Here is a 25,677-nt window from a genome sequence, read left to right on the forward strand (position 1 = left end):
GGGAGTCAGAGGCGCGTTGTTCACGCGAGGGCGGCAAGGTGCGCCATGCAGGCCGCGCCGAGGCGGTCGGGAGCGTAGCCACCTTCGAGCGAGCTGACCACTCTTCCGCCGCACCACGCATTGGCCCGCTCGACGAGCGAACGCGTGAGCGCAGAGACGTGCTCAAGCTCCAGCGTGAATCCGCCGAGCGGGTCGCCGGCGAGCGAATCGAAACCGGCCGAAATGAGAATCAGATCCGGCGTGAATCCCGCCAACGCCTGGTCAATGCCGCGCTCGATCGCGTCGACGTATTCCTCCGGCGCGAGCCCGGCTGCCATCGGCACGTTCCAGACGCTATCGTGAGGCCCGCGATCGTCTGCCGCACCGGTGCCCGGATACCACGGCCACTGGTGCATGGAGACGAAATGGATGTCGGGCTCGCTTTCCACCAGCGCCTGCGTCCCGTTTCCGTGGTGGACGTCCCAGTCCACGATGAGAATTCGCCTCAGCGAGTGGCGAGACCTCGCGTAATGCGCCGCGAGCGCGACATTCCCGAACAGGCAGAATCCCATCGCACGGTCGCGAAGCGCATGGTGTCCCGGTGGGCGCACGGCGCAAAAGGATCGGAGGTTGGCGCCCGATACCGCGCGGTCCACTGCGTCGAGCACGCATCCCGCCCCGGCCGTCGCAGCCGCCCACGAGCCGGCGCTTGCAACCGTGTCGTTGTCGAGCTGCGCACCGCCGTCGGCAGCCGCGCGCTCGACGAGCGCGATGTATGCGGGATCGTGCGCCAGCGCGAGCTCGTCCGGTGTCGCGTGCCGCCCCTCGAGATGCTCGACGCTCTCGAACAGGGCAGGCTCATTCCGCAGCGCGCGGGTTATTGCGCGCAAACGGCCGACATGCTCGGGATGTCCCCAACCCGTGTCATGCCGGCCGCAGTCCGCGTGCGAAATGAAGCCGACCTTCATCGCACGTCCCTGGCTCTATCTGACAGGCCTCCGCCTGCGCCACGCCACGAGAAGAGTCGAGCCGTTTTTCACTCCGGACTCCGACAGCGATTCGTTCTCGTGGAGAACCTCGAAGCCGCGCAATTTCACGACGAATTCGTCATCCGGCACTCCATTCGGATAGAACGCCTCGAGAGCAGCCGCCTTGACCGCCGCGACGGACTCGGTATCGGCCGCATCCACGCGCAGTGTGTCCCACAGCTCGGCTGCCTGCACGCGCAGATGCAGCACCTGACCGTTACCGCCGCCGACGACGATCACGTCATCGCCGGTGCGCAGCTCGGTCACGAATGGTGTCGTCACGCGGTGGCTCCCGCGGGAACGGCTTCGGTGCCGACGGCCATGGAATCGGATGTCGGGAGCGTCGCGAGAAAGCGCGCGACCTGCTGGTCGAACAGGTACGTCGAGCCGGTCACCCTGGTCTCACCGCCGGCCGGCGCTGTGCCGATCGCGATTTCCTCGCCGCCCTGGCCGCGGAACGTCGCGTAGCTTGACCCTTCCTTCTCCAGGAACGCAGCGTAGATGCCATTTCGACGAGAGAAAAACGCTTTGGCGGCGGCGATGACCTCGACCGGAGAGGCCGTCGTGACCACCTCCTGGAGTGTGCGCCCCTGCTGTGAATTCACTGAAGAAGCCATCTGGTTATTGAAGAATCTCTGGATGAAAAAAAGCGCGGCCTGCAACACTCGCGCTCAACGCAATCTACCGGCCAGCGGAGCCACGCGACAAGGCGAGCCGTTATGACGCTACCCGCCGCACCGCCTCGAAGATCAGCCGCGTTCCGAAATGAAGTGATTTCACGGGAACCCGCTCATCGTGACCATGCATCCGCTCCTCGTCCGGCTGCTCCATGGGAAAGGGGAGTATGCCGTACGCCTGGATGCCGATCCGGCGCAGATGCGCGCTGTCGGTGCCGCCGGTGCTCAGATACGGAACGACGGTCATATCAGGATCGAGCTTCCCCGCCGCTTCGGCGATCGCGGCGAACATTGCTGAGTCGGGGTCCGATCCCGGAGCCTCCTGGCCATGTGTGCTGATGGCGATGGAGACTCCCGGATCATCGAGCCATGCAGTCATGCGATTGACGATGTCCTCGATCCGGTGACCGGGAATCGTCCGCACGTTCAGCACCGCGCTCGCCTCCGCGGGGATGACGTTGCCAGCGATCCCGCCCATCAGCCTCACGGCGGAAATGCCGTTTCGCATCACGGCGTTGAGTACGGGCATCCCGGAAAGGACCTCCGCTCCGCGAGCCGACTCGGCTGCATCCTCCGAAACGAGTGCCGCCATCGCCTCGCGCTCCTGCTCGACCGGCCAGACGCGGGACAGGAGACCGAAGAATCGGCGCGTCGTCTCGGTGAGCGTCACTGGCTCCCTGTATTCGGCCAGTTTCGCGAGCGCACGCCCGAGGTGGAAGATCGCGTTGCCGGCGAGAGGTATGGCGGCATGTCCCGCCGGGCCGCTGGCGGTAACGGTGACCATGTGCGAGCTCTTCTCCGTCGTCTGGATGGCGAGAAAGCGCTTGCCACCCTCGATGATCCGGGCGCGGCCGCCCTCGTTGATCGCGAACTCGGCGTCGAGAAGATCGCGATGCTCGCGCACCAGCCATTCCATGCCGAACGCGCCGCCCGACTCCTCGTCGGAGGTCGCGACGAATACGACGTCTCGCGCCAGCTCGACGCCAGCGTCAACGACGAAGCGCTTGAGCAACAGCATCGCCATCAGGTTGGCGGCGAGCATCCCTTTGTCGTCGATCGCGCCGCGCCCATAGAGGTAACCATCGCGCACCACTCCGCCGAACGGATCGCACGACCATTTCTCCTTTTCGACGGCGACGACGTCCATGTGCGCCAGCAGCATCACGGGACGCCTGGCTCCATTCCCTTTCAGGCGAGCGATAACGGCGGCGCGATCGGGACCCGGAATAAGGAGCTGGCTCTCGATTCCATCACCTTTGAACAACGTCACGAGATGCTCGGCGAGCGGCAGCTCGTTGCCCGGCGGATTTGTCGTGTCGAATCTGATCAGCGCCTGGAGCTGCGACAGCGTCTCCGCTTCGATGGCCGGCCAGTCAGCTTCCAAGGAGCTTCTCGATGTTCCTGATGAGCGGGCCGAACGAAAGCTTCTCGCCGATTATGGCGACGCGCGCCGCAAGCTCTTCGGCAGTCTCGCGCTGACCTTCGGCCCACAGCTCGCCAATCATCCACCGGCCTGCCGCCGGGTTGCGATACCAGTCCACGTCGAAGCGTGAAACGAGCGTCTCGTCGAGCACTGCCTGAAGCTGCCATGCGCGGAGGTACCGCGTCGAATAGTATCGCGGATCGAAATCCACGAACGCGTCGGCCGCGCGATACTGGAAGTTGGTGGCGCGCGTGAGAGTTTCGACGTAGATGTCGGGCAGGTCCTTCCAGTCCACGTCGCCGCCGTAAGCATCCACTTCGTAGATCAGCTTGGCGCAGTATCGCCGGAGATAGTGAAGCTCCTCGAATCCGGCGAGCCGAAGAAACTTCTCTACGTTGCCCGGACCGATCTCGGTGTAGCGAAGAAGCCAGCCACGATCCTGCATGCGATGATCGAACAGCATCGCGTACGATTCTGTGACCGAGTTGTCGCCGAGCCATCGGTATTCGAAGGGATAGTCGTGGCGCACGTTGGCGAAGTGCAGCGCGTGTCCCGCTTCGTGGAGCAGCGTCGTGTAATCGCTCTGTCCGCCATGCGGACGCAGCACGAGGTAGACCTCTTCGGGAACGCGAGTCGGCGCACAGAAGGCGCGGGCGCGCTTGCCCTCGCGATCGCCAAGGTCGTAGATGATTCTGCCACCCGCCGTCGGATCAATGTTCATCTCGCGAAGCTGCCGCGACACCGATTCCTGGAGCGAGTCACCCGGAAACGCGGCGTCGTATTCCGACGCACGCAACAGCGCCAGCGCGTCCGAGCGCGTGGCTTCCGCCGGAGTTATCCCAAGCGAATTCTTGAGGTAGTGAGGCAGAGTCTCGTCCCACATCGCCTGCGTGTCGCGCAGAAACGCCGCGCACTCCGCGGCAAGCCCGGCCAGCGAGACACCGGTGATTTCCTCGAACGCGGCATTGTAGCTCGGCGCTATTCCGAGTGATTCGATGTAGTCCTTCTCGCGCTGAAGTCGCTCGAGCCGGATCGGCGCGTGCTCGCGCTCGACCAGCTCAGCTCGCGCGACATCGAGCGCCAGCCGCTTCTTCCGGTCCTTCTCGTTCGCGATCGCGATCGCCGCAGCCTGGTACTGTATCCGAGCACCATCCGACGTCTCAATGACCGCCGAGCTCTCCCAGGCAATCTCCCGCTCGTCGAGCTCGGCCAGCGAACGCGACGCCTGCGAGTCGAGCTGCCACTCGAGCAGAAGACTCGCCGACCGATGCTCCTCGGTGCCCTTCGCCGTCCCCTTGAAGCTCTCGAGCGTCAGCGCAAGCGCCTCCTCGCCGAGCACATGGGCGTACTTGTCGTAGATCGGCTTGAATTCGGCGACCGCCTTGTGCCCGGAGTGCGCGAGGTAGCTCTCGCGCGAGATCTCTTCGGTGAACGCTTGGCCGTCGTGACGCAGGCGGTCCAGCGTCAGGTCGGTCATTCGATGACGCGCGTGCGGATGTAGTCCCGCAGCGCATCAACCGAGACCCTCTCCTGCTGCAGCGTGTCACGGTCCCGCACGGTAACCGAGTTGCCCTCCGCCGACTCGCCGTCCACGGTGATGCAGAACGGCGTGCCGACTTCGTCCTGTCGCCGGTAGCGGCGCCCGATCGCACCGCTATCGTCGTAGAACACGGCGAACGACGGGCGGAGATCGTCGGCGATCTTCTTCGCCATCTCCGGCATGCCGTCCTTCTTCACCAGCGGGAACACTCCGGCTTTGATCGGAGCCAGCGCGGGTGACAAGCCGAGCACGACCCGTCCCTCCGTCTCGCCGGCCACGGCTTCCTCACGATAGCCATTGACGAGAATCGCCAGGAGCGTGCGGTTCGGACCGACGGCGCACTCGACGACGTATGGCACGTATCGCCTGTTCGAGCCCTGGTCGAAGTACTCCAGCTTCTTCCCCGAGAACTGCTGGTGCTGGGTGAGATCGAAATCGCCGCGGTTGTGGATGCCCTCGATTTCCTGGAAGCCCAGTGATCCACCAAAGTCGAACTGGACGTCGAAGGCGGCCTTGGCGTAGTGCGCCAGCTCGTCCTTCGTGTGCTCATGGAACTGAAGCCGCTCCTCGGCCAGGCCAAGCCCGCGGTGCCAGCGCATGCGCTCCGCCTTCCAGTACTCAAAGCTCTCCATGTCGGTGCCGGGCTCTACGAAGAACTGCATCTCCATCTGCTCGAACTCGCGCGTGCGGAAGATGAAGTTGCCCGGCGTGATCTCGTTCCTGAACGCCTTACCGATCTGCGCGATTCCGAACGGGATCCGCTGGCGCGTGGACTGCTGGACATTCAGAAAGTTCACGTATGTTCCCTGTGCCGTCTCCGGGCGAAGGTAGACGACGGCGGCGCTGTCTTCGACCGGACCCATGAACGTCTTGAACATGAGATTGAACTGGCGCGCCTCACCGAGGGTGCCCTTCATGCCGCATGCAGGGCATTGGGCATCAGGAGTGCCGGGCGTGCCCTTGATGCGCGGATCGTCGGCCCGGAAACGCTTCTTGCAGTTGCGGCAATCCACCAGCGGGTCCACGAATCCACCGACGTGGCCGCTCGCTTCCCAGACACGCGGATGCATCAGGATCGCCGAGTCCAGCCCCTCGATGTTTTCACGGGTCCGGACCATTTCGTTCCACCAGCGCTCCTGCAGATTCCGCTTGAGCTCCACACCCAGCGGCCCGTAATCCCAGACTGACCCGGTGCCGCCGTAGATCTCGGATGACTGGAAGATGAATCCGCGCCGCTTGCACAGCGACACTAGTTTTTCCATCACGTCGGGCTTATTCGGCATAGGGTGCTAAATATAGTAGGGGCCGGCTGGTTCCCCCGGCGTCACGCCCCGATGATCTGGTCCCGTCTCGTGCCTACGCTAACGTAGGCGATGGGCGTTTCGACAAGCGATTCAATGCGGTCCAGATACTTTCGCGCCGCGCCCGGGAGCTGGTCGAGCGACCGGGCATCCGCGGTGGACCGCTGCCATCCATCCATCCACTCGTACTGTGGCTCGGCGCCTTCCAGCGCGGCGAGGTCGCCCGGGAATTCGGTGTAGATGTCGCTTCCGACCTTGTATCCGGTGCAGAGGGCGACCTTCTCGAAGGTGTCGAGGACATCCAGCTTGGTCACGGCGAGGCCCGTGAGTCCGTTCACGCGCGCCGCGTATCTGACGACCACTCCGTCGAACCACCCGCAGCGCCGGGGGCGGCCCGTCGTGGCGCCGAACTCGTTGCCCAGCGCGCGCATGCGCGATCCCTCGGGCTCGCCGAGCTCGGTCGGAAGAGGCCCGTTGCCGACGCGGGTCGTGTACGCCTTCACGATTCCGAGCGCCGCGTGGATCGCCATAGGCGCAATACCGACACCGATCGCTGCGCCGCCGGATGTCGTGCTGCTCGACGTCACGTACGGATATGTTCCGTGGTCCACGTCCAGCAGCGAGCCCTGTGCGCCCTCGAGCAGCACGCTCGCGCCGGTAGCGATAGCACGGTGGATCACGAGACCGACGTCCTCGGTAATCGGCAGTATGCGCGGAGCCAGACGCTCGAGCAGAGAGACCGTGGTATCCACGTCGGCGCGCTCGGGCACTCCGAACGAAGCGAGCAGAGCGTTCGCGTGCGAGACGCCGCGCTCGACGAGTGCCCGCAGACGCTCGGGGTGACGCAGATCGAGAACGCGCACTCCCCGCCTTGCGACCTTGTCTTCATACGCCGGCCCGATCCCCCGTCCGGTCGTGCCGATCTCGCGGCTGGCGGAGCTGAGCGAATCCACGAGCTTGTGGAACGGAAGCACGAGATGCGCGCGGTCACTGACGTAGAGACGTCCCTGAACGTCCACACCGTCGGCGATGAGCTCGTCGATCTCCGTGAAAAGCGTGTCGGGGTCGAGGACGACGCCGTTCCCGATCGCACAGCGTACGCCGGGATGGAGAATGCCGCTCGGGATCTGGTGGAGAACGAAGGACTTGTCGCCGATGTGAACGGTATGCCCCGCGTTGGCGCCGCCCTGGTAGCGGACTACCCAATCGGCGCGCTCGGCGAGGACGTCAACCAGCTTCCCCTTCCCCTCGTCACCCCATTGCGCACCGACGATGACGACCGTGCGCGTCTTAGAATCGAACATGCCGCTCCATTCTCGCGCGGTTGGTTCCGCTGGCGGGTCACGCGCGGTGCGCGGACGCAATTAATTGAAATGGAAAACGCCCCGGCGGGCGTCGTCGGGGCGTTGAGTGAATCTATCCGGGGCCGAGGCCGTGTCAATCAGTCCGGCTGGCGCGCTACGCCATCGCGGCCAGGAAGATCCAGGCAGCGATAGCGCATCCGACTGCCATTTTCATCGCGGTAGCCACCACGCGGCCGACCAGTGCGCCCTTTGCCGCACGCGCGGAGACCGCGCCAGTGGAGCCCACGCTCAGCTCCCCGAGGAGCGCGCCGGCGAAGCTGCCAACGAATGCGCCGATGAGCGGGCCGACGATGGGAACCGGGACTCCAATGAACGCGCCGGCCATTCCGCCGATCATCGCGCCCCAGCCGGCGCGGCGCGAGCCACCGTACTTCCGCGCGTACTTGCCCGACAGGGTGAACTCGATGTACTCGGCGATGAGAGCCAGCACGCCGACTCCCACCAGCGTGAACCAGCCGATCGGGTCGGTGCCGACGACGAGGTTGTACACAACCGCGCTGGCGATCATCACCCACAGGCCGGGCAGGCCGAGCGCGATGAGCACGAGCGAGAGAAGCAGTACCAGCGTCAGTAGTACAAATGCCATCACGAAAGCTCCTCGACGATTGCCGCAAGCAGGCGAGCGGCATGTGCGATTCCCGTGCCTTCGATGAGCTCGGCGCGGTCCCTCGATGTATGTACGCGGGCGAGAGTGCCGAGGTTTCCGCGGCTCAACGTGAACGATTCCCAGCCGGCATCAGTGAATGCGATGTTGTCGGCGAGGATCCCGGGGATCATGCCGCGCAGCCGCACTGCGTCCCGCCGTCGCGACTGCGCCGGCAGAGTGTCAATGCCGAGACGCGTTGCGGCTCTGTCTATCGCCGAGTCGAGGCGCCCCGACTTTCGTCCGCTCGCCATGCAGATGAACCGCCCGTCATCGTCTATCGTGTCGCAGTTGATCGCGGTGCCTGCTTCCGCTTCATCGCGGGCGAACGCCCTGGCGCCGGCGAGGCCCAGCTCTTCGCCGCTGGTGAGCAGCACACCGACGTCTTCACGATGGCCGGGCATCTCCGCGGCGAGAAGAACCGACGCCACGCCGCTCGCATTGTCGGCGGCGCCCGGTGACCGGTTTCCGATGAAGCACAGAATGATCGGCAGAAGGCTGACGCTCGCGAGCACCGACATCACGTGAACCACGTGCAGCATCCGGTCGCGAAGATCCGCCGACTGCGTGGCGAGCATCGCGACCATCGCCGCCAGCATGCCAGCGAAGCAGAGCGCGAACGCCACCACCGCCGCGATCCGGAGGAGCATCGGAATCGTCTGCGATTTGGAATCGAGATGCGCCACCAGCCACAGCCGCGGTCGCGCGGACGACTCGCGCCGCCGAACCGCGACGAGATTGGCCGACCGCGAGCGAGCCCAGCGCATCCCGAGCGTGCCCGTCCGCGCGATCCGCGCTCCGATACTGCTTACGATCGTGAATCCGGCGAGCCCGAACAGCAGCGCAGCAGCGGGCGCATGGTGCCTGACCGTGAGGTGGCCGGCACCGAGGCTGAGTATCGCCATCGCCACGGCGCCGATGCATGGGCCCCACTTCGCCGGGGCCTCCGAGAACTCGAACGGTTGCTCCGACACCACAAAACCCGCAGCTGAAAGCCTCTCCGCGCAGAATGCACGCGTGCCGGTCTCGGCCTCGCTCCCCGCGAATCGCGGCACCGCCGCGAGCCGGGAGACTACGTCTCGCGCGCTCTCCGCGAGCTCGGAGTTTGTCGTCTTACGCGAGCCCCATCAGCTCTTTTGTCTCGCGGATCGTCTCGCGCGCAACAGCCCTCGCGTGCTCGGCGCCCGCCGCGAGGATCTCATCCAGCTTCGACGGATTCGCCTTTATCTCCGCGGCCTTCTCCCTGATCGGCCTCAGCTCGCGCTCCATTGACTCTAACAGGACCTCCTTGCAGTCAATGCATCCCCAGCCCGCTGTACGGCACTGCACGGCGACGTGCTCGACCATCTCGCTCGTGCTGAATGCTTTGTGCAGGTGATAGATGTTGCACACTTCCGGGGTTCCCGGATCGGTGCGCCGCACGCGCTTGGGATCGGTGACCGCCGGGCGCAACTTCTTCCAGATGTCCTCCGGCTCGTCGAGCAGTCCGACCGTATTTCCGAGCGACTTGGACATCTTCGCCTGGCCGTCGAGCCCCATGATTCTCTGCGTCGGCGTGAGGAGCGGCTTTGGCTCGGGGAAGAATCCCGCCTCGCCCTCGGCGGTGTAGCCAGGCGAGAAGCGAGCATTCCACCGGCGCGCGATCTCCCGTGACAGCTCGAGGTGCTGGATCTGATCCTCACCCACCGGCACGAGATCCGCCTTGTACAACAGGATGTCCGCCGCCTGAAGGATCGGATAATTGAGCAGGCCTGCGGCGATGCTCTCCTGCCGGCCCGCCTTCTCCTTGAATTGCGTCTGCCGCTCGAGCTCGCCGAGAGGCGTGATCGTGTTGAATATCCACGCCAGCTCGGTATGTTCCGGAACCGCCGATTGCACGAAGAGCGTGCATGCCGACGGGTCAATGCCCGCGGCGATGAGTGAGATCGCCATGTCACGCGTCCGGCGCCGAAGATCCTCGGGCTCGTACGGCACGGTGATGGCGTGATAGTCCACGATACAGAAGAAGGACTCGTACTCGCGCTGCAGCGCGACCCAGTTCTTGACGGCGCCGAGGTAGTTGCCAATGTGCAGCTCGCCAGAAGGCTGAATGCCGCTGAAGATCCGGGACTGAGACATCGGGCGAAGTTAACGAGGGTGAGGAACACGTTGCAAGCAAACGAATATCCAGGGCTGAGAGATAGCGAGTCGCCACGTGAGATCCTCGACGTCGCGGTGGAGGCGGCGCGCGCGGCGGCGGAGGTGATCGGCGATGCCGCACCGGGCCTCGATTCGCTCGTCTGGGTAGAGAAAGGCGCGGCCGATTTCGTCACCGAAGTGGATCGCGGCGCCGAGGCGCGGTTGACGGAGGTGATCCGGTCGCGATTCCCCGACGCCGCAATCGTCGGCGAGGAGCTCACGCCGGACGGTGCGACGCTCGGCGACGGCCTCACGTTCATCGCCGACCCGCTCGATGGAACGACCAACTTCCTTCACGGTTTCCCCCATTACGCAGTATCCATTGGCGTCATGCGCGATGCAGATCTCATCGCGGCGGTGGTGATGAATGCGGCCCGCGGAGATCTGTTCACCGCATGTGTCGGCCAGGGCACGTATCTGAATGGCGAGCGCGTCAGCGTCTCTTCGCTCAGCACTCCGTCCCGCGGGCTCATCGGCACCGGCTTTCCTTTCAAGGCCCCAGAGCTGCTGGAGAGCTACGCACGCCAGTTCGTCGAAGTGAGCCGCCACACCGCCGGAATCCGCCGCGCCGGCTCGGCGGCACTCGACCTCGCTGACGTAGCGAGCGGACGATTCGACGGTTTCTGGGAGCTCGTGCTCGCCCCGTGGGACATCGCGGCGGGCATTCTCCTGATCCGCGAAGCCGGTGGAATCGTCACCGACATCGCCGGCTCTCGCAAGCTTCCTTCACACGGCCCGGTTGTGGCGGGCAATCCTGACATTCACCGATGGCTCCTGCGCACGCTGCACGGCGCCGGTGCCAGCTGACATCATCGCAAAATGAAACTCATCGAGTGCGTACCCAACTTTTCCGAAGGCCGGCGACCTGAAGTTGTGGGAGCGATCCGCGACGCAATCGCCGCGGTCGAAGGCGTCACCATCCTCGACGCGTCGTCCGACGAATCGCACAACCGATCGGTCATCACCTTCGTGGTGCCGATTGAACGCGCGGTTCAGGCCGCGTTCGCGGGCATCCGCGAAGCGGCGGCTCGCATAGATCTGCGCGAGCACACGGGAGAGCATCCACGCATCGGCGCGGCCGATGTCGTGCCGTTCGTGCCGCTCGAGGACTCGACGATGGACGATTGCGTGGCGCTTGCCCGCGAGCTGGGCGAACGGGTCGGCCGGGAGCTGTCGATTCCGGTCTATCTCTACGAACGCGCGGCGACGCGGCCTACCCGCGTGAATCTTGCCGACGTGCGTCGCGGCCAGTTCGAGGGGCTTCGCGGCGAGATCGGGACAAATCCCGAGCGCGATCCGGACTTCGGCCCGCGTGAGATCCATCAGTCGGCCGGCGCAACGGCGATCGGCGCGCGTCCTTTCCTCGTCGCCTACAATGTCTATCTTGGTCCGGCGTCGAATCTTCCGCTCGCCAAGTCCATCGCCAAGGCGGTGCGCGAGTCCTCCGGCGGCTTCAAGGCAGTGAAGGGACTGGGCCTCGAGGTTGACGGACAGGCGCAGGTCTCCATGAACCTGGTGGATACCGAACAGACCGCGCTGCACACCGTCTTCGATTTCATCGGCGACAAGGCGCGCGCGGAAGGCGTGGAAGTGACGTGGAGCGAGATCATCGGGCTCGTTCCGGAGCGGGTATTGTTCGATGCGTCAAAGAACCATCTCAAGCTCGCGCGTTTTAGCGCCGATCAGGTTCTCGAGCGTCAGGTCGCCCGCGCGAGGCGTGCGTCAACTTCCGCGGATGATTTCCTCGAGGCGGTCGCATCGTCCGATCCCGTTCCCGGTGGCGGCAGCGTGGCCGCGTACGCGGGCGCTCTCTCCGCAGCGCTCACGCGAATGGTCGCGGGGCTCACGATCGGGAAGAAGAAGTACGTCGCGGTCGAGCCGGAGATGACTGTCGTGGCCGCGAATGCCGACTCCCTGTCCACTGCGCTCGCCGGTCTGGTTCAGCGCGACGCCGATGCGTACGCCGTGGTTTCGGCGGCGTACAGGTTGTCGAAGGAGTCGGCCGGCGAAGCAGAAGCGCGAACAGCGGCCATCACGGCGGCGCTGCTCGGCGCAGCCGAGGTTCCGCTCGAGACCGCCCGCCTTTGCGCACAGGCCGCAGGTCTCGCTGCAACCGTTGCGGCAAAGGGAAATACCAATGCCGTCACCGACGCCGGCGTCGCCGCATTGCTCGCGGAAGCCGCGTGCAAGGGCGCCGCGTACAACGTGAGAATCAATGTCGCGTCGCTGTCGGACAAGTCGGCCGGTGCGCATCTGGACCGGGAAGCGCGAGCTCTCGTCGCCGATGCGTCGGCTGCAGCGGCGGAAGCTTGCGGGGCAGTCGAGACCGCCTTGTCAAGTTAGGCGCGCGCGAATCAGGCGGGCGTTTACTCCGCGGTCAGTATTCTCGGACCGTTCTCCGTAATCGCGACAGTGTGCTCGAAATGCGCCGACCGCGTGCCGTCCACAGTCACTACGGTCCACCTGTCCGGCATTGTGCGGATTCCCGGCTTGCCGACGTTCACCATCGGCTCGATCGCGATCGTCAGACCCGGAACGAGCCGGATGCCGCGCTTCGGCTTGCCGTAGTTCGGCACCTGCGGCTCCTCGTGGAATCCGGTGCCGATGCCGTGCCCGACGAGATCGCGTACCACGCTGAATCCCGCCGCTTCCACGACGGACTGGATCGCCGCTCCAATATCGCCGAGGTGATTCCCTGCCCTGGCCGCCGCGACGCCCGCATCGAGCGATTCCCGCGTCACCCGCAGCAGCCGCTTCGATTCCTCGCTCACGTTGCCGACCGCGACAGTCGTCGCCGAATCGGTGTGATATCCTTCGTACTGCACGCCGACGTCTATCGAGACGACGTCGCCCTCGAGCAGAACCCGCTTCTTCGAGGGTATGCCGTGCACGATCTCGTTGTTGATCGAGCTGCAGATGCTCGCCGGGAAGTCGTAGAGTCCCTTGAATGACGGCACGGCGCCCGCGTGGCTCCGGATGAACTCCTCGGCGATCCTGTCGAGGTCGGCCGTCGTCATGCCCGGCTTCACCGAGCGCTCCATCAGCTTCACGGTGTCGGCGAGGATCTTCCCACCGCGCGCCATGATCTCGATCTCACGCTGGGACTTGAGTTGAATCACGCCTCGAGCGCCTTCATCGCGCGATCGCTGATCTCGCTCACTTCACCAGTCGCATCTATCTCGACGAGGTTCAACTTCTTCTCCTTCACCCAGTCGATCACAGGCTCGGTCTGAGCCCGGTACACCTTGAGACGGTTGCGGATGGACTCCGGCTCGTCATCCTTGCGGCGCACCAGCGTTCCACCGCACTTCTCGCACCGTGTACCCGGCTCCAGTCCGCGATAGGGAGTCTGGCAGCTGTCGCAGACGGTGCGCCCGCCCAGCCGGTTCACCAGCTCGTCGTCCGGCACGTCGAACAGAAGGAACTTGTCCACCTTCCGGCCCAGCTCGGCGAGCATCATCGTGAGTCCCTCGGCCTGCGGTACGGTGCGCACCACGCCGTCGAGGATGGCGCCTTTCGCCGCTGACGGCGACGCGAGCACCTCCTTCATGATGCCGAGGATTACGGAGTCGGGGACGAGGTCACCCCGGTCCATGTAGGCCTTGGCCGCCAGTCCCTGCTCGGTACCGTCACGCACCGCCGCCCGGAGGACGTCGCCCGTGGCGATCCTGGGGATTCCGAGCCGTTCGGCGAGTATCTCGCCCTGAGTTCCCTTGCCCGCGCCAGGCGGGCCAAGCAGCACGACGATCATGCGAGTGGCGGCTTAGAAGCCGCCCATCGCCTGACGACCGCGATAGCGAACGCGGCCCTTCTTCATGAATCCGTCGTATTTCCTGAGCAGCAGGTGCTGCTGGATCTGCGCCAGCGTGTCGAGAGCGACACCGACCACGATCAGCAGCGACGTTCCGCCGAACTGGAACGGCACGTTGATCGCGTCGGCGATGAACACCGGCAGGAGCGCGATGAAAGTCAGGAAGATCGCGCCCGGAAGCGTGATCCGCGTCACGACGTGATCGATGTACTCGGCCGTCTTCGAACCGGGTTTGACGCCGGGAATGAAGCCACCCTGCTTCTTCAGGTTCTCGGAAAGGTCGAGCGGATTGAAGATGATAGACGTGTAGAAGTACGTGAAGAACACAATCAGCACCGCCGACAGCACGTAGTAGAGCCACGTGCCCGGCTGGAAAAGCTCCGACAGCCGTTGCGCCTGCTGGTTGCCGCTGAACTGCGCGATAGCACCGGGAACGATGATCACCGACTGTGCGAAGATGATCGGCATCACCCCCGCCGCGTTGACGCGGAGCGGGATGAAGTTCTTCGCCGCCTCGCGCATCCGGCCGCGGGCCATGCTGCGCTGCGGGATCTGGATCATGATCCGGCGAGCAGCCATCGTCACCGCTACCGTCGCCGCCACCACGCCGACCATCACGAGCCCCAGCACGAACAGCGAGAACAGTCCCACCGCCTGCGTCTGAACGAAGCGGAAAGTCCCCAAGATTCCCGGCCAGAACCGCTCGATGATCGAGAAGAAGATGATCAGGCTGGCGCCGTTGCCGAGGCCGCGCTCAGTGATCTGCTCACCCAGCCACATCACGAAGATCGCGCCGGCCGTGAGGAACAGCACCATCTGGACCTTGAATCCGAAGCCCGGATTGATCACCGCGTTCTGCAGCGACGACGTGAACAGGGCGAAGCCCCATCCCTGCACCACCGCCAGAATCACGGTGAAGTAGCGCGTCCACTGGGTAACCTGTTTCCGGCCTTCCTCGTCCTTCTGCATCTTCTCGACGGTCGGCACGACTGCGCCGGCGATCTGCATGAAGATGCTGGCCGAGATGTACGGCATGATGCCGAGCGCGAACACCGTCGCGCGAGACAGACCGCCTCCGACGAACAGGTCGTAGAGGCCAAGGAGTCCGCCGCCGCTCTGGCTCGCGAAGAAATCGCGGATCGCTACTACGTCAACACCCGGCACCGTGATGTGCGCGCCCGTGCGATAGATCACGAGGCACAGGAAGGTGAAGGTGATCTTCTGCCACAGCTCGGGCGTCCGGTAGATGCTCTGGACCGCCGCTGCCGGGTTGTTTTGTGCCATTCTACTCCTCGACGCGGCCTCCGGCCGCTTCGATCTTTTCGCGTGCGCCAGCGCTCATCCTGATTCCGCGAACGGTGACGGCGCGGGACAGATCGCCATTGGCGAGCACCTTTGCCGGGCCCTTGCGCGCACTGATCAGGCCGGCCTGCACGAGACTCTCTCTCGTGACCTCTGCTCCGGCGGGCATGCGCTGCTCGAGATCGCTCAGACGAACGACCTGATGCTCAACCCGAAAGATATTGGTGAAACCACGCTTTGGCAGTCGCCGCGTGAGGGGCATCTGGCCGCCTTCGAAATGCGGCTTGCCGCCGCCCGGCCCGTGATGGCCCGCGCGCGCCTTCATTCCCTTGTGTCCCTTGCCGGACGTCTTGCCCGTGCCCGATCCGGGTCCGCGGCCGAGCCGCTTGCGGTCACGGTGCGAGCCGGGGGCCGGCACCAGATTGTGCAGGCCGATCCGCTCTGACGCGTTAACCACCGTTTCTGCGCGCGTTGCCTTCTCTGCGCTCTCTTTTTTCATTTCTGCATCTCATCCTTCACCGGCGTCACTTCGACCAGATGACGCACGCGTTTGAGCTGACCCCGCAGCGCGGGTGAATCCTGCTGGATGACTTCTGCCTGGTGATGGCGCAGGCCGAGCGCCTGGAGCGTCAGACGCATGCGCGCCGAGTGCCCGATACCGCTCCTGACCTGCTTGATGCGAACACGGCCGGTCGTCAGCTCCGACTTCGGAGTGCTGCGCGGGCCCTTCGTGTTCCACCATACGTGTGTTCTAGCCAAGTTGTGCCTCCCTTACCTTCGCTCTCGAGCGGTAGCCGAGCGAGCTGACCTCGACGCCGCGCTCGCGCGCGATCTCTTCGACGGTTGTGAGCTGCTTCAGTCCGTCCAGCGCCGCCAGAACCATGTTGTGCGGGTTGGTCGAGCCGAGGCTCTTCGTGAGAATGTCGCTGATGCCGGCGCATTCCATGATCGCGCGCACCGCGCCGCCGGCGATCACGCCGGCACCCGGAGCAGCGGGCTTCATGAGAACCTTGCCTGCACCGTGCTCGCCCACGACCTCATGCGGAATCGTTCCGCCGGTCATCGGCACACGCTGCATGTTGCGGCGGGCTCCGTCCACGGCCTTGCGCACCGCTTCCGAGACCTCGTTGGCCTTGCCGGTGGAAAAGCCGACTTTACCCTGCCCATCGCCGACGGCGACAAGCGCGTTGAAGGAGAAGCGACGTCCGCCCTTGACGACCTTGGCGACACGGTTGATGGCGATCACGTTCTCGACGAGCTCGCTGCCACCCTCGCCGCGTCCGCCGTCTCCGCGTCCGCCGTCACGGCCTCCCTTGCCGTCGCGCGACCGGCCCTGGCCGCCATCACGACCACCACCGCCGCCCGGAGGACCGCCACGACCGGCGCCCGGACCACCACGTCCACCACCACCGCCGGGTCCACCACGGCCGCCGCCACCGCGACCGCCACGGCCACCGGGGCCGCCTACTCCGCCGCCCGAGCGCGCGCTGCGTCCGCCGCCGCTACGTGCCGGGGGCTGAGGCTGGGGCTGGGGCTGGGACGACTGCTCGGCGCCCGCGCCCGGGGCTGATCCTGAGGCTGATGCTTCCTGATTCTCGTTGTCTGCCATTTCCTAGAACTCCAGTCCGCCCTCGCGGGCTCCGTCGGCCACCGCCTTCACGCGGCCGTGATACTTGTAACCGCCACGGTCGAATACGACCTTCGTGACGCCAGCTTCCTTCGCCTTCTGGGCGATTCTCTTGCCGACCTCGGCGGACTTCTCCGTCTTCTTTCCCTCGAGACCCGAATCCGTCACCGTCATCAGCGTACGCTGCGACACGTCGTCCACCAGCTGCGCGTAGATGTGCTTCAGCGAGCGGTAGATCACGAGGCGCGGACGCTCGCTCGTTCCGTTCACCTTCTTGCGAACGCGGAAGTGGCGGCGGGTGCGCAGGCTATCGCGCGACTTCGTGAATGCCGTCTTGCTCATTACTTGCCTCCCGCCTTTCCGGCCTTACGCCGGATCTGCTCGCCTGCGTATTTGATGCCCTTGCCCTTGTACGGCTCGGGTGGACGGAGGCTGCGGAGCTCTGCGGCCACCTGTCCGACGATCTCCTTGTTCGCGCCCTCGACGATGATCTGCGTCGGAGCGGGCGCGGTCAGCTTGATGCCCTGCGGCGCCTTGTACTGGACAGCATGCGAGAACCCGAGCGCCAGCTGCAGCCCGTACGGCCGCGTCTCCGCCTTGTAGCCGACACCAACGATGTCGAGCTGCTTGGAGAAGCCCTTCGTGACGCCCTCGACCATGTTCGCGATCAGTGTCCGCGAGAGACCGTGAAGCGCCTTGTGCTTCTGGTCGTCGCTCGGACGGGTGACCGTCACCTGGCCGTTCTCGCTGGCAATCTTCATGTCGGCGGGAATGACACGGGAGAGCTCGCCCTTCGGGCCCTTCACCGTGATCCTGTTTCCGTCGAGTGTAACCGTGACGCCGGCCGGAACCGCGACCGGATTCTTTCCAATACGTGACATTAGTGAGCTCCCCTTACCAGACGAGGGCGAGGATCTCGCCGCCGGTGCGCGCCTGGCGCGCCTGACGGTCCGACATCAGACCCTGCGACGTGCTCACGATCGCCATTCCAAGGCCGTTGCGGACGCGCGGAATCTCCGACACGCCGACGTACTTCCGGAGGCCGGGCGTGGAAACACGCTTCAGCTCACGGATGACCGGCTGCCCGCCCTGCGCGTACTTCAGTACGACGCGAAGCGTCTTGCGGCCGCTCTCCTCCTCGAGAGTGCGATAGTCCTGAATGAAGTGGTTGTCCTTCAGGATTCTCGCGATCTCGAGCTTCATCTTCGAGCCGGGCATATCGACGCGGCGGTGCTTCGCTCCGCACGCATTGCGGATGCGCGTCAACATGTCGGCGATCGGATCGGTCATGCTCATGCAGTTCTTGTCCTCATTCCACCGTATCCGGCCATGGGCCGGACGTGCAGAACGTGATTGGTTACCAGCTAGCCTTGCGCACGCCCGGGATCAGTCCCGAAAGTGCCAGCTCGCGGAAGCAGATTCGGCAGAGGCCGAACTTTCTCAGGAAGGCGCGCGACCGGCCGCAGCGCTGACAGCGATTGTGCTGCCGCACTTCGAACTTCGGCTTCCGCTTGCTCTTCTCTACCATGGCTTTACGCGCCATTAGCGATTCTCTCTACTGAAGTGGTTGCTGTCGCTGATCACGACTGCACGATGATGGGCTTGTCTTCGCCGCGGAACGGCATGCCGAGCTCGCGCAGAAGCGCCAGCGCCATGTCGTCCTTGTTCGTCGTCGTGACGAACGTGATGTCCATCCCGTGGATCTGCTCGACCATGTCGTAGTTGATCTCCGGGAAAATCATCTGCTCCTTGACGCCGAGGCTGTAATTGCCGCGGCCGTCGAACGACCGCGTGTTCACGCCGCGGAAATCGCGGATGCGCGGGATCGCGACGGTGATGAAGCGATCCATGAACTCCCACATCCGGGCTCCGCGCAGCGTCACCGCGGCGCCGATTTCCTGGCCCTCGCGAAGACCGAAGTTGGCGATGGACTTCTTCGCCTTCCGGCGCACGGGGCGCTGGCCGGTGATGATCGCCAGCTCCGCCACGACGGTGTCGAGAACCTTGGGATTCTTGATCGCCTCGCCGACGCCGCAGTTCACGACGATCTTCTCGACCGTCGGGATCTCGTGCTTGTTGGCCAGCCCGAACTGCTCCTGGAGACGCGCGCGGACGGTGTTCAGGTAGTACGCCTTGAGGCGCGGCGGGGGCACGGGAAGACCAGCGCCCGCGTGCGGGCCCTGCTTGATCTCGGCTCCCTTCTTGTCTCCGCCCTTCGCCTTGGCGCTCTTCCCCTGCTGGGGAGCGCCGCCGCCCTTCGCGGGCTTCGCGGGTTTCGCGGGCTTCTTCTCTGTAGTTGCCATTTATCTGTCTCTGGTCAGCGGGTCCGGGGGATCGGCTCCCCCGAGTGTGCGCCGACGCGCTCCTTGGTTCCATCGGTGTCAATCCGCGCCCTGGTGCGGGTCGGCTCACCGGTCTTCGAGTCGAGAAGCATCAGGTTGGACGAATGCACCGGAGCAGCGGACTCGATGATCCCGCTCTGCTCGTCGGCAGTTCGCGCCTTGCGGTGCTTCTTCACGATGTTGATTCCCTCGACGAGTACACGGCCGGTCTTGGGATAGATACGCATCACCTTCCCCTCCTTGCCCTTGTCGTCGCCGCGCATCACGCGCACGGTGTCACCTTTCGACACGTGCATCTTGACGCGCTCGGCATTCACTCCGTGACGCGTCCGCGACCGCTTCTTCGCCGTCTTTCTGTGCTTCAGATCTCGCATGCTACAACACCTCCGGGGCGAGCGAGACGATCTTCATGTACTTCTTCTCGCGAAGCTCGCGCGCCACCGGTCCGAAGATGCGGGTCGCGCGGGGCTCACCCGCTTCGTTGATAATGACGATCGCGTTCTCGTCGAAGCGGATGTACGAGCCGTCCTTGCGGCGCGTCTCCTTCGCCGTGCGGACAACGACTCCGCGCGCGACCTCTGACTTCTTCACGGTTCCGTTCGGCAGCGCGTTCTTGACGGCCACGATCACGACGTCGCCGAGTCCGGCGTATCGCCGGCGCGTCCCGCCGAGCACGCGGATCACGAGCGCCGTCTTGGCGCCCGAGTTGTCCGCGACCTTGACCACCGATTCCTGTTGAATCATCGGAAAATTCCCTGGTTCTCTTAAGCGTCAGTTAAACGAGAGCTATCGGGCCCGCTCGACGATCTCGACGACGCGCCACCGCTTGTCCTTCGACATCGGGCGAGTCTCCATGATCCGCACCGTGTCCCCGGTCTTCGCATCGTTCGTCTCGTCGTGCGCCTTAAGCCGCTTCGTTCGCCGCACCATCTTGCCGTACACCGGATGCTGCACACGGCGTTCGATCGAGACGACCACGGTCTTTTCCATCTTGTCGCTCACTACGAGCCCGACGCGCGTCTTGCGCGACGCACGGCTCACGGAAGTGCTCTGCTGTGTCTCACCCATTCTGTCCTATGCCCTCTTGCTCGAGCGGGTCGCACCCGTCCTGGTCCGGCGCACGCGGCGCGTCTTTGCGCCACCCGCCCTGGGGAGCGACGCCGGCGTGCCGGCCTCAATGATCCCGATGATCTTCTCGCGCAGCACCGTCTTGAGACGGGCCACGTCCTTCCGTATCACGCGCAGCCGGAGCGGATCCTCAAGCGTCTCGGTTCCCGCGCGGAACCTGAGTCGGAATCTCTCCTCCTCCAGCCCGGCGATGCGGGCATTGATGTCCGCTTCGCCCATCTCCCGAATGTCCTTGCTACTCAGCATCTGTGTGCGCCTCCTCACGGGCCACGAATCTCGTCTTCACTCCAAGCTTCGCGCCTGCAAGCGCCATCGCCTTCTTCGCGATCTCGGGCGTCACGCCCTCGAGCTCGAACATCACTCGACCGGGCTTCACCACGGCCACCCATCCTTCCGGAGAACCCTTGCCCTTGCCCATGCGGGTCTCGGCGGGCTTCTTCGTGATCGGCTTGTCCGGGAAAATCCTGATCCACACCTTGCCGCCGCGCTTGATGTGACGCGTCAGCGCCACACGAGCCGCCTCGATCTGCCGGTTGGAGACCCAGCCGGGCTCCAGCGCCTGCAGGCCGTAGGCGCCGAACGCCACGGTCGAGCCGCGGATCGAAAGACCCTTCATGCGGCCCTTGAACATCTTCCGGAACTTCACTCTCTTCGGACTCAGCATCGCTCTATACGGGTAACGGGTAACGGGTATCGCATCAGACGCCGGTCGAGTAGGTCTTGCCGCGGCGGTCCTCGACGATCTCGCCCTTGAAAAGCCAGACCTTCACGCCAATCGTGCCGAACGTGGTCTTCGCCGTGCTCGTGGCGTAGTCGATGTCCGCACGCAGGGTGTGAAGAGGCACACGACCCTCGTGGTAGCCCTCCGTTCGCGCGATCTCGGCGCCGCCCAGGCGCCCGCCGCACTTGATCTTGATTCCGCCCGCCCCCATCCGCATCGCGCTCTGAACCGCGCGCTTCATCGCGCGACGGAACGAGATGCGCTGCGCCAGCTGGTTGGCGATGTTGTCCGCCACCAGCTGTGCGTCGAGCTCGGGACGCTTGATCTCTTCGACGTTGATCCCGACTTCCTTGCCCGAGATCTGCGCGAGCTCGTCGCGGAGCTGATCGACTTCGGTGCCCTTCTTACCGATGACGACGCCAGGACGCCCGGTGTGGATCGTGACGACGACCTTGCCCGGCTTCCGCTCGATACGGATGTCGGAGATCGCCGCGTGGCCGAGGCGCTGCTTGAGGTAGGTGCGCAGCAGCTCGTCCTCGCGCAGCAGCGCAGGGAAGTCACGGTCCGCGTACCAGGTCGAGCGCCACGTCTTGGAGATTCCAAGACGGAAGCCGATCGGATGTACTTTCTGTCCCATTACTTGCCTTCCTTCGCGCCGACCACGATGTGTACGTGGCTCGTGCGCTTCTGAATTGGAGTGGCGCGTCCCTGAGCGGCGGGCATGAATCGCTTGATCTTCGGCCCCTCGTTCACGATGGCGTGCTTCACGTACAGCGTATCGACGTCGAGCGACTCATTGGCCTGCCGCGCCGCGTACTCCGCGTTCGCGACCGCGCTGTTGAGCGTCTTCTCGATCTGCTTTGCCGCGTGCTTCTTGGAGAACTTGAGAAGACCGAGGGCCTCGTTCACGTTCTTGCCGCGGATCTGATCGATCACGAGGCGCATCTTGTATGGCGACTGCCTGGCGCCGCGCTGAATCGCGGTGGCATCAGGCTGCGGCTCGGCGCGCTGCACCGGACGGCGGACAGCGGCTTCCTTCGCCGTGGTCTTTCGTGGCGCCGCCGCCTTCTCAGCGGTCTCGGTCGTTACTGCCTTCTTGCGGGCGGCCATGGGTTACCTGCCTCCCCTCTGGCCGCCGGCCGGAACACCGCCGGCTTTCTTGTCCACCGCCTTCGCGCCGGTGTGACCGCGGAAAAGACGGGTGGGAGAGAACTCGCCCAGCTTGTGGCCGACCATGTTCTCGGTCACGTAGACGGGGATGAACTTGTTCCCGTTGTGCACCGCAAAGGTGTGTCCGACGAAGTCGGGAATGATGGTGCTCGACCGCGCCCAGGTCTTGATGACCTTCTTCGCGTTGTTCGAGTTCATCACTTCGACCTTCTTCATCAGCGCGTCCTGAATGAACGGACCCTTCTTTACGCTTCTCGCCATTTACGGAATTCCTGGTTAGGACTACTTTGTCGCTTTGCCGCGCTTCCGGCCGCGGACGATGAGGCGCTGCGACGGCTTCTTCTTGTTGCGCGTCTTGACGCCTTCCTTCTTGCCCCACGGGCTCACCACGTTCCGGCCGCCGCGTGTGCGTCCGCCGTGCGGGTGATCCACAGGGTTCATGACCTCTCCGCGAACCTTCGGGCGCTTTCCGAGCCAGCGGCTCTTGCCCGCCTTTCCGTGCGACAGGAGCTCGTGCTCTGCGTTGCCCACCACGCCGATCGTGCCAAGGCAGCTGCCATGCACGAGACGCATCTCGGTGGAGCGCATGCGAAGAGTCACGTACTCACCTTCCTTTGCCACCACTTCGACCGACGTTCCGGCGGAGCGGGCGACCTGGCCGCCCTTCCCCGGCTTCAGCTCGACGTTGTGCACGTCGGTGCCGAGCGGAACCTCGCGAAGCGGAAGCGCGTTGCCCGTGCGCGTATCAGATCCGGGGCCCGACACGATCTTGTCGCCTACCGACAACCCCTTCGGATGGAGGATGTAGCGCTTCTCTCCGTCCTCGTACGCGACCAGCGCGATACGCGCCGAGCGGTTGGGATCGTACTCGATGTGCTCCACCACTGCGGGCATGCCGTGCTTGTTGCGCTTGAAATCGATCACTCGGTACTGACGCTTGTGGCCACCGCCGATGCGTCGCATCGCAATGTGACCGTGGTTATCACGTCCGCCCGACTTCTTGAGCGGCTCGACCAGCGACTTCTCAGGCGTCGTCCGCGTGATCTCCGAGAAATCGGAGACGCTGCGGAAGCGCGAGCTCTTGGTCACCGGCTTGAACTGACGAACACCCATGACCTTTAGCCCTCGAAGATGTCTATGGTGTCACCGTCGCGAAGCTTCACGACGGCCTTCTTCCAATGCGGCCTGCGACCAACATCCTTGCCAACCCGGCGGGCCTTGCCGCGCTGGTTGGAAGTCCAGACGCCCGTCACCTTCACGCCGAACAGCTGCTCGACGGCGACCCGGATGGTCGTCTTGGTGGCGTCGCTCGCGACGCGGAACGTGTACTCACCGCGCTCCTGGTACGCCGCCGAGCTCTGCTCGGTGACAATCGGGCGGACGATGGTACGATGCAGTGTGCTCATTGCCTACTTCCCCTTCTTCTTTGCGGCGGTCTTCTTCGCAGCGGATTTCGCGGCCGGCTTCTTCTTCGCGACGGTCTTCTTCGCCGCGGAGGCTCTTCCGGTCGTCTTCGTTGCTGCCTTGCGAGTGGCCTTCTTCGCGGCTGCCTTCTTCGCGGCTGGCTTGTTCGCGGCTGGCTTCTTCGCGGGCGCCTTCTTCGGCGCCGCCTCAGTCTCCTCTGCGCTCTCTGCGGCGAGGCCGCTTCCGAAAGCACCCGACTCGACGATCACGACTTCGGACCACAGGAGGTGGTACGTCGAGACGTCGGAGTACGGCAGCACGTGCGTGCGCGGCAGGTTACGGCCGCTCATGTACACGTTCGGCTTCACGCCATCGGTGAGGATGAGGACCTTCTTTTCGGCCACGCCGAGCGCGGTGAGAACCGCCATGAGCTGCGAGGTCTTCGGAGCGTCATAATCGAACGCGTCGATGACCAGCACCGCATTCTCGCGGGCGCGGGCGTTGAACGCGCTCTTCCGGGCGAGCGCCCGGACTTTGCGCGGAACGTACTGCGCGTAGCTGCGCGGGGTCGGACCGAAAACGGTGCCACCGCCCACCCAGTTGGGCGCGCGGATCGAGCCCTGGCGGGCGCGGCCGGTGCCCTTCTGCTTCCACGGCTTCTGGTTGCCGCCGATGACGAAGCCGCGCGTCTTGGTGGACGCGTTGCCCTGCCGCTGATTCGCCAGGTACGCTTTGACGGCCTGGTGCATCACCGGCATGTTGATCGTACCGTCGAACAGATCGGCAGGCAGCGCCACGCTGTCGCGCGCGGTGCCCTTCGAGGTGTATGCGGCCGCATTCATTGAAGTATTCTCAGCCATCGGTTAGTCCTGCTTCTTCACGAGGACGATGCCGTTGGTGGGACCGGCGACCGAACCGCGGATGTAGATCAGATTGCGCTCCACGTCGATCTTCTCGATGCGAAGATGGGTCTGCGTGTGACGATGATCGCCGTAGTGACCGGGCATCTTCTTACCCTTGATCACGCGCGACGGATCGGTGCCGGGTCCAATGGATCCGGGTCGGCGATGCTTCGTGTTTCCGTGCGTGTTCGGTCCGCCGTGGAAGCCGTGACGCTTCACGACGCCCTGGAAGCCGCGTCCCTTCGACGTGCCGGTCACCTTGACCTGATCGCCGGGCGCAAAGAGCTCGACGGTCACTTTGTCTCCGAGGCTGTAGCTCGGGACTTCTACGCTCTTCGGACCGTCGTCGAGGCGGAAGCTCTTGAGGACGCGGGGCGCGGTCGCAAGACCCGCCTTGGCGGCGTGCCCGACGACTGCCTTGTGCGCGCGACGTCCGCGCGGCGTCTTCTCGCCCTTCTTGTTCTCACGGGCCAGCTTTTGCTCGCCGTATCCGAGCTGCACCGACGCGACGCCGGCCGTCTCTTTCGCGAGCACCTGTACGACGGGGTTGGGCGGAGCCTCGACCACCGTGCAGGGGATCTGCTGTCCCTGTTCGTTGAAGATCTGGGTCATGCCCAGCTTCTTTCCAATGATTCCGATCATATCTCTACTCGACCTTGATCTCGACGTCCACGCCAGCCGGGAGATCCAGCTTGGTGAGCGCATCCACAGTCGCCGGGCGGCTGTCGAGGATATCTATGAGGCGCTTGTGCGTCTTGAGCTCGAACTGCTCGCGGGACTTCTTGTCCACGTGCGGCGAGCGCAGCACCGTCCAGCGCTTCGTCTTCGTCGGGAGCGGAATCGGGCCCGATACCTGGGCACCCGTCTTCTCCGCCGTGCGGACGATGTCCGCGGCGGCCTGATCGATCACAGCGTGATCGAACGCCTTGAGACGGATGCGAATCCTGCCTGCCATAAAAGCCTCGGTCCTCGGGTAATTACTTGATGATCTTGGTAACGACGCCGGCGCCGACGGTGCGGCCGCCTTCACGAATGGCGAACCGGAGACCCTCGTCCATCGCGATCGGCGTGATCAGCTCGATCGTCATCTGTACGTTGTCGCCCGGCATCACCATCTCCATCCCCTCGGGAAGCTCC

The 25,677-nt window shown here is 64.6% G+C and carries 36 protein-coding genes and 1 pseudogene; 2 read left to right on the forward strand and 35 right to left on the reverse strand.

The annotated features are described in order from the left end of the window. Positions 1–20: 20 nt before the first annotated feature. The 10 genes from Q7S20_02390 to trpS all read right to left on the reverse strand — a co-directional run bounded on the left by Q7S20_02390 (position 21) and on the right by trpS (position 10,073). Positions 21–947, reverse strand: coding sequence for a histone deacetylase (locus Q7S20_02390; protein MDO8500669.1), 927 nt, complete (start codon positions 945–947; stop codon positions 21–23). A gap of 15 nt (positions 948–962) precedes the next feature. Beyond that, positions 963–1,289: a hypothetical protein gene (locus Q7S20_02395; GenBank protein MDO8500670.1), complete on the reverse strand. Its 327-nt coding sequence runs from the start codon at positions 1,287–1,289 to the stop codon at positions 963–965. Further along, positions 1,286–1,612: a hypothetical protein gene (locus Q7S20_02400; protein MDO8500671.1), complete on the reverse strand. Its 327-nt coding sequence runs from the start codon at positions 1,610–1,612 to the stop codon at positions 1,286–1,288. The genes Q7S20_02395 and Q7S20_02400 overlap by 4 nt, the downstream gene beginning before the upstream one ends. Before the next feature lie 112 nt (positions 1,613–1,724). Beyond that, positions 1,725–3,068, reverse strand: coding sequence for a M20/M25/M40 family metallo-hydrolase (locus Q7S20_02405; GenBank protein ID MDO8500672.1), 1,344 nt, complete (start codon positions 3,066–3,068; stop codon positions 1,725–1,727). Further along, complete coding sequence (locus tag Q7S20_02410) at positions 3,058–4,584, reverse strand: hypothetical protein (GenBank protein ID MDO8500673.1); 1,527 nt, start codon at positions 4,582–4,584, stop codon at positions 3,058–3,060. Before Q7S20_02410 ends, Q7S20_02405 begins: the two co-directional genes overlap by 11 nt. Beyond that, positions 4,581–5,930 (reverse strand): glycine--tRNA ligase, encoded by a 1,350-nt coding sequence (locus Q7S20_02415; GenBank protein MDO8500674.1) that lies wholly within the window; start codon positions 5,928–5,930, stop codon positions 4,581–4,583. Before Q7S20_02415 ends, Q7S20_02410 begins: the two co-directional genes overlap by 4 nt. Positions 5,931–5,971: 41 nt before the next feature. Further along, complete coding sequence (locus Q7S20_02420) at positions 5,972–7,252, reverse strand: adenylosuccinate synthase (GenBank protein ID MDO8500675.1); 1,281 nt, start codon at positions 7,250–7,252, stop codon at positions 5,972–5,974. 154 nt (positions 7,253–7,406) lie between these two features. Further along, complete coding sequence (locus tag Q7S20_02425; protein ID MDO8500676.1) at positions 7,407–7,898, reverse strand: DUF456 domain-containing protein; 492 nt, start codon at positions 7,896–7,898, stop codon at positions 7,407–7,409. Then, positions 7,898–8,929 carry a M28 family peptidase gene (locus Q7S20_02430; GenBank protein ID MDO8500677.1) on the reverse strand — a complete coding sequence of 344 codons (1,032 nt, stop codon included), beginning with the start codon at positions 8,927–8,929 and terminating at the stop codon, positions 7,898–7,900. Before Q7S20_02430 ends, Q7S20_02425 begins: the two co-directional genes overlap by 1 nt. 139 nt (positions 8,930–9,068) lie before the next feature. Further along, the gene (gene trpS / locus Q7S20_02435; GenBank protein ID MDO8500678.1) at positions 9,069–10,073 is read right to left on the reverse strand and encodes a tryptophan--tRNA ligase; all 1,005 of its coding nucleotides are present in this window, start codon (positions 10,071–10,073) and stop codon (positions 9,069–9,071) included. A 30-nt stretch (positions 10,074–10,103) separates the two neighbouring features. On the opposite strand from trpS, the gene Q7S20_02440 reads away from it, so the two are divergent. Both Q7S20_02440 and ftcD read left to right on the forward strand, forming a co-directional pair. Next, positions 10,104–10,940, forward strand: a complete 837-nt coding sequence (locus Q7S20_02440; GenBank protein MDO8500679.1) for an inositol monophosphatase family protein — start codon at positions 10,104–10,106, stop codon at positions 10,938–10,940. A 12-nt stretch (positions 10,941–10,952) separates the two neighbouring features. Further along, complete coding sequence (gene ftcD, locus Q7S20_02445) at positions 10,953–12,476, forward strand: glutamate formimidoyltransferase (GenBank protein ID MDO8500680.1); 1,524 nt, start codon at positions 10,953–10,955, stop codon at positions 12,474–12,476. 23 nt (positions 12,477–12,499) lie between these two features. Here ftcD and map read toward each other — a convergent pair whose 3' ends face one another. The 25 genes and pseudogenes from map to tuf all read right to left on the reverse strand — a co-directional run. After that, positions 12,500–13,252, reverse strand: coding sequence for a type I methionyl aminopeptidase (gene map / locus Q7S20_02450; GenBank protein MDO8500681.1), 753 nt, complete (start codon positions 13,250–13,252; stop codon positions 12,500–12,502). After that, entirely contained in the window at positions 13,249–13,884 is a 636-nt protein-coding gene (locus tag Q7S20_02455; GenBank protein MDO8500682.1) for an adenylate kinase, read from the reverse strand. Before Q7S20_02455 ends, map begins: the two co-directional genes overlap by 4 nt. Positions 13,885–13,896: 12 nt before the next feature. Further along, positions 13,897–15,228, reverse strand: a complete 1,332-nt coding sequence (secY, locus tag Q7S20_02460; GenBank protein ID MDO8500683.1) for a preprotein translocase subunit SecY — start codon at positions 15,226–15,228, stop codon at positions 13,897–13,899. A 1-nt stretch (position 15,229) separates the two neighbouring features. Next, the gene (gene rplO / locus Q7S20_02465) at positions 15,230–15,682 is read right to left on the reverse strand and encodes a 50S ribosomal protein L15 (GenBank protein ID MDO8500684.1); all 453 of its coding nucleotides are present in this window, start codon (positions 15,680–15,682) and stop codon (positions 15,230–15,232) included. 59 nt (positions 15,683–15,741) lie between these two features. Then, positions 15,742–16,005: a 50S ribosomal protein L30 gene (rpmD, locus tag Q7S20_02470; protein ID MDO8500685.1), complete on the reverse strand. Its 264-nt coding sequence runs from the start codon at positions 16,003–16,005 to the stop codon at positions 15,742–15,744. After that, positions 15,998–16,507: pseudogene (gene rpsE, locus Q7S20_02475) on the reverse strand (30S ribosomal protein S5). Before rpsE ends, rpmD begins: the two are co-directional and overlap by 8 nt. A 351-nt stretch (positions 16,508–16,858) precedes the next feature. Beyond that, on the reverse strand, positions 16,859–17,215 hold the full coding sequence (gene rplR, locus Q7S20_02480) for a 50S ribosomal protein L18 (protein ID MDO8500686.1): 357 nt from the start codon (positions 17,213–17,215) through the stop codon (positions 16,859–16,861). Further along, entirely contained in the window at positions 17,215–17,754 is a 540-nt protein-coding gene (rplF, locus tag Q7S20_02485; GenBank protein MDO8500687.1) for a 50S ribosomal protein L6, read from the reverse strand. Before rplF ends, rplR begins: the two co-directional genes overlap by 1 nt. Positions 17,755–17,767: 13 nt before the next feature. Then, complete coding sequence (gene rpsH, locus Q7S20_02490) at positions 17,768–18,169, reverse strand: 30S ribosomal protein S8 (GenBank protein MDO8500688.1); 402 nt, start codon at positions 18,167–18,169, stop codon at positions 17,768–17,770. 61 nt (positions 18,170–18,230) lie between these two features. Then, a complete protein-coding gene (locus Q7S20_02495) occupies positions 18,231–18,416 on the reverse strand; it encodes a type Z 30S ribosomal protein S14 (GenBank protein ID MDO8500689.1) in 186 nt (61 codons plus the stop codon). 37 nt (positions 18,417–18,453) lie between these two features. Further along, a complete protein-coding gene (rplE, locus tag Q7S20_02500; protein MDO8500690.1) occupies positions 18,454–19,026 on the reverse strand; it encodes a 50S ribosomal protein L5 in 573 nt (190 codons plus the stop codon). Positions 19,027–19,190: 164 nt separating this feature from the next. Beyond that, a complete protein-coding gene (gene rplX, locus Q7S20_02505; protein ID MDO8500691.1) occupies positions 19,191–19,511 on the reverse strand; it encodes a 50S ribosomal protein L24 in 321 nt (106 codons plus the stop codon). Positions 19,512–19,590: 79 nt separating this feature from the next. After that, positions 19,591–19,959: a 50S ribosomal protein L14 gene (rplN, locus tag Q7S20_02510; GenBank protein ID MDO8500692.1), complete on the reverse strand. Its 369-nt coding sequence runs from the start codon at positions 19,957–19,959 to the stop codon at positions 19,591–19,593. A gap of 42 nt (positions 19,960–20,001) precedes the next feature. Then, positions 20,002–20,256: a 30S ribosomal protein S17 gene (gene rpsQ / locus Q7S20_02515; protein ID MDO8500693.1), complete on the reverse strand. Its 255-nt coding sequence runs from the start codon at positions 20,254–20,256 to the stop codon at positions 20,002–20,004. Positions 20,257–20,289: 33 nt separating this feature from the next. Then, the gene (rpmC, locus tag Q7S20_02520) at positions 20,290–20,589 is read right to left on the reverse strand and encodes a 50S ribosomal protein L29 (protein ID MDO8500694.1); all 300 of its coding nucleotides are present in this window, start codon (positions 20,587–20,589) and stop codon (positions 20,290–20,292) included. Beyond that, positions 20,579–21,007 carry a 50S ribosomal protein L16 gene (gene rplP / locus Q7S20_02525; protein ID MDO8500695.1) on the reverse strand — a complete coding sequence of 143 codons (429 nt, stop codon included), beginning with the start codon at positions 21,005–21,007 and terminating at the stop codon, positions 20,579–20,581. Before rplP ends, rpmC begins: the two co-directional genes overlap by 11 nt. A 34-nt stretch (positions 21,008–21,041) precedes the next feature. Continuing rightward, the gene (gene rpsC / locus Q7S20_02530; protein MDO8500696.1) at positions 21,042–21,701 is read right to left on the reverse strand and encodes a 30S ribosomal protein S3; all 660 of its coding nucleotides are present in this window, start codon (positions 21,699–21,701) and stop codon (positions 21,042–21,044) included. Beyond that, positions 21,701–22,078, reverse strand: coding sequence for a 50S ribosomal protein L22 (rplV, locus tag Q7S20_02535; GenBank protein ID MDO8500697.1), 378 nt, complete (start codon positions 22,076–22,078; stop codon positions 21,701–21,703). The genes rpsC and rplV overlap by 1 nt, the downstream gene beginning before the upstream one ends. Positions 22,079–22,177: 99 nt before the next feature. Next, entirely contained in the window at positions 22,178–22,495 is a 318-nt protein-coding gene (gene rpsS, locus Q7S20_02540; GenBank protein ID MDO8500698.1) for a 30S ribosomal protein S19, read from the reverse strand. Between the two features lie 21 nt (positions 22,496–22,516). Then, a complete protein-coding gene (rplB, locus tag Q7S20_02545) occupies positions 22,517–23,347 on the reverse strand; it encodes a 50S ribosomal protein L2 (GenBank protein MDO8500699.1) in 831 nt (276 codons plus the stop codon). A 5-nt stretch (positions 23,348–23,352) separates the two neighbouring features. Next, positions 23,353–23,640, reverse strand: coding sequence for a 50S ribosomal protein L23 (locus Q7S20_02550; protein MDO8500700.1), 288 nt, complete (start codon positions 23,638–23,640; stop codon positions 23,353–23,355). Between the two features lie 3 nt (positions 23,641–23,643). Then, positions 23,644–24,498, reverse strand: a complete 855-nt coding sequence (rplD, locus tag Q7S20_02555; protein ID MDO8500701.1) for a 50S ribosomal protein L4 — start codon at positions 24,496–24,498, stop codon at positions 23,644–23,646. A 3-nt stretch (positions 24,499–24,501) separates the two neighbouring features. Beyond that, the gene (rplC, locus tag Q7S20_02560; GenBank protein MDO8500702.1) at positions 24,502–25,182 is read right to left on the reverse strand and encodes a 50S ribosomal protein L3; all 681 of its coding nucleotides are present in this window, start codon (positions 25,180–25,182) and stop codon (positions 24,502–24,504) included. A 4-nt stretch (positions 25,183–25,186) separates the two neighbouring features. After that, positions 25,187–25,495, reverse strand: coding sequence for a 30S ribosomal protein S10 (gene rpsJ, locus Q7S20_02565; protein ID MDO8500703.1), 309 nt, complete (start codon positions 25,493–25,495; stop codon positions 25,187–25,189). A 22-nt stretch (positions 25,496–25,517) separates the two neighbouring features. Then, on the reverse strand, positions 25,518–25,677 hold a 160-nt coding region (gene tuf, locus Q7S20_02570; GenBank protein MDO8500704.1), incomplete at its 5' end, for an elongation factor Tu.

Source organism: Gemmatimonadaceae bacterium, from assembly GCA_030647905.1.
GTDB lineage: Bacteria > Gemmatimonadota > Gemmatimonadetes > Gemmatimonadales > Gemmatimonadaceae > UBA4720.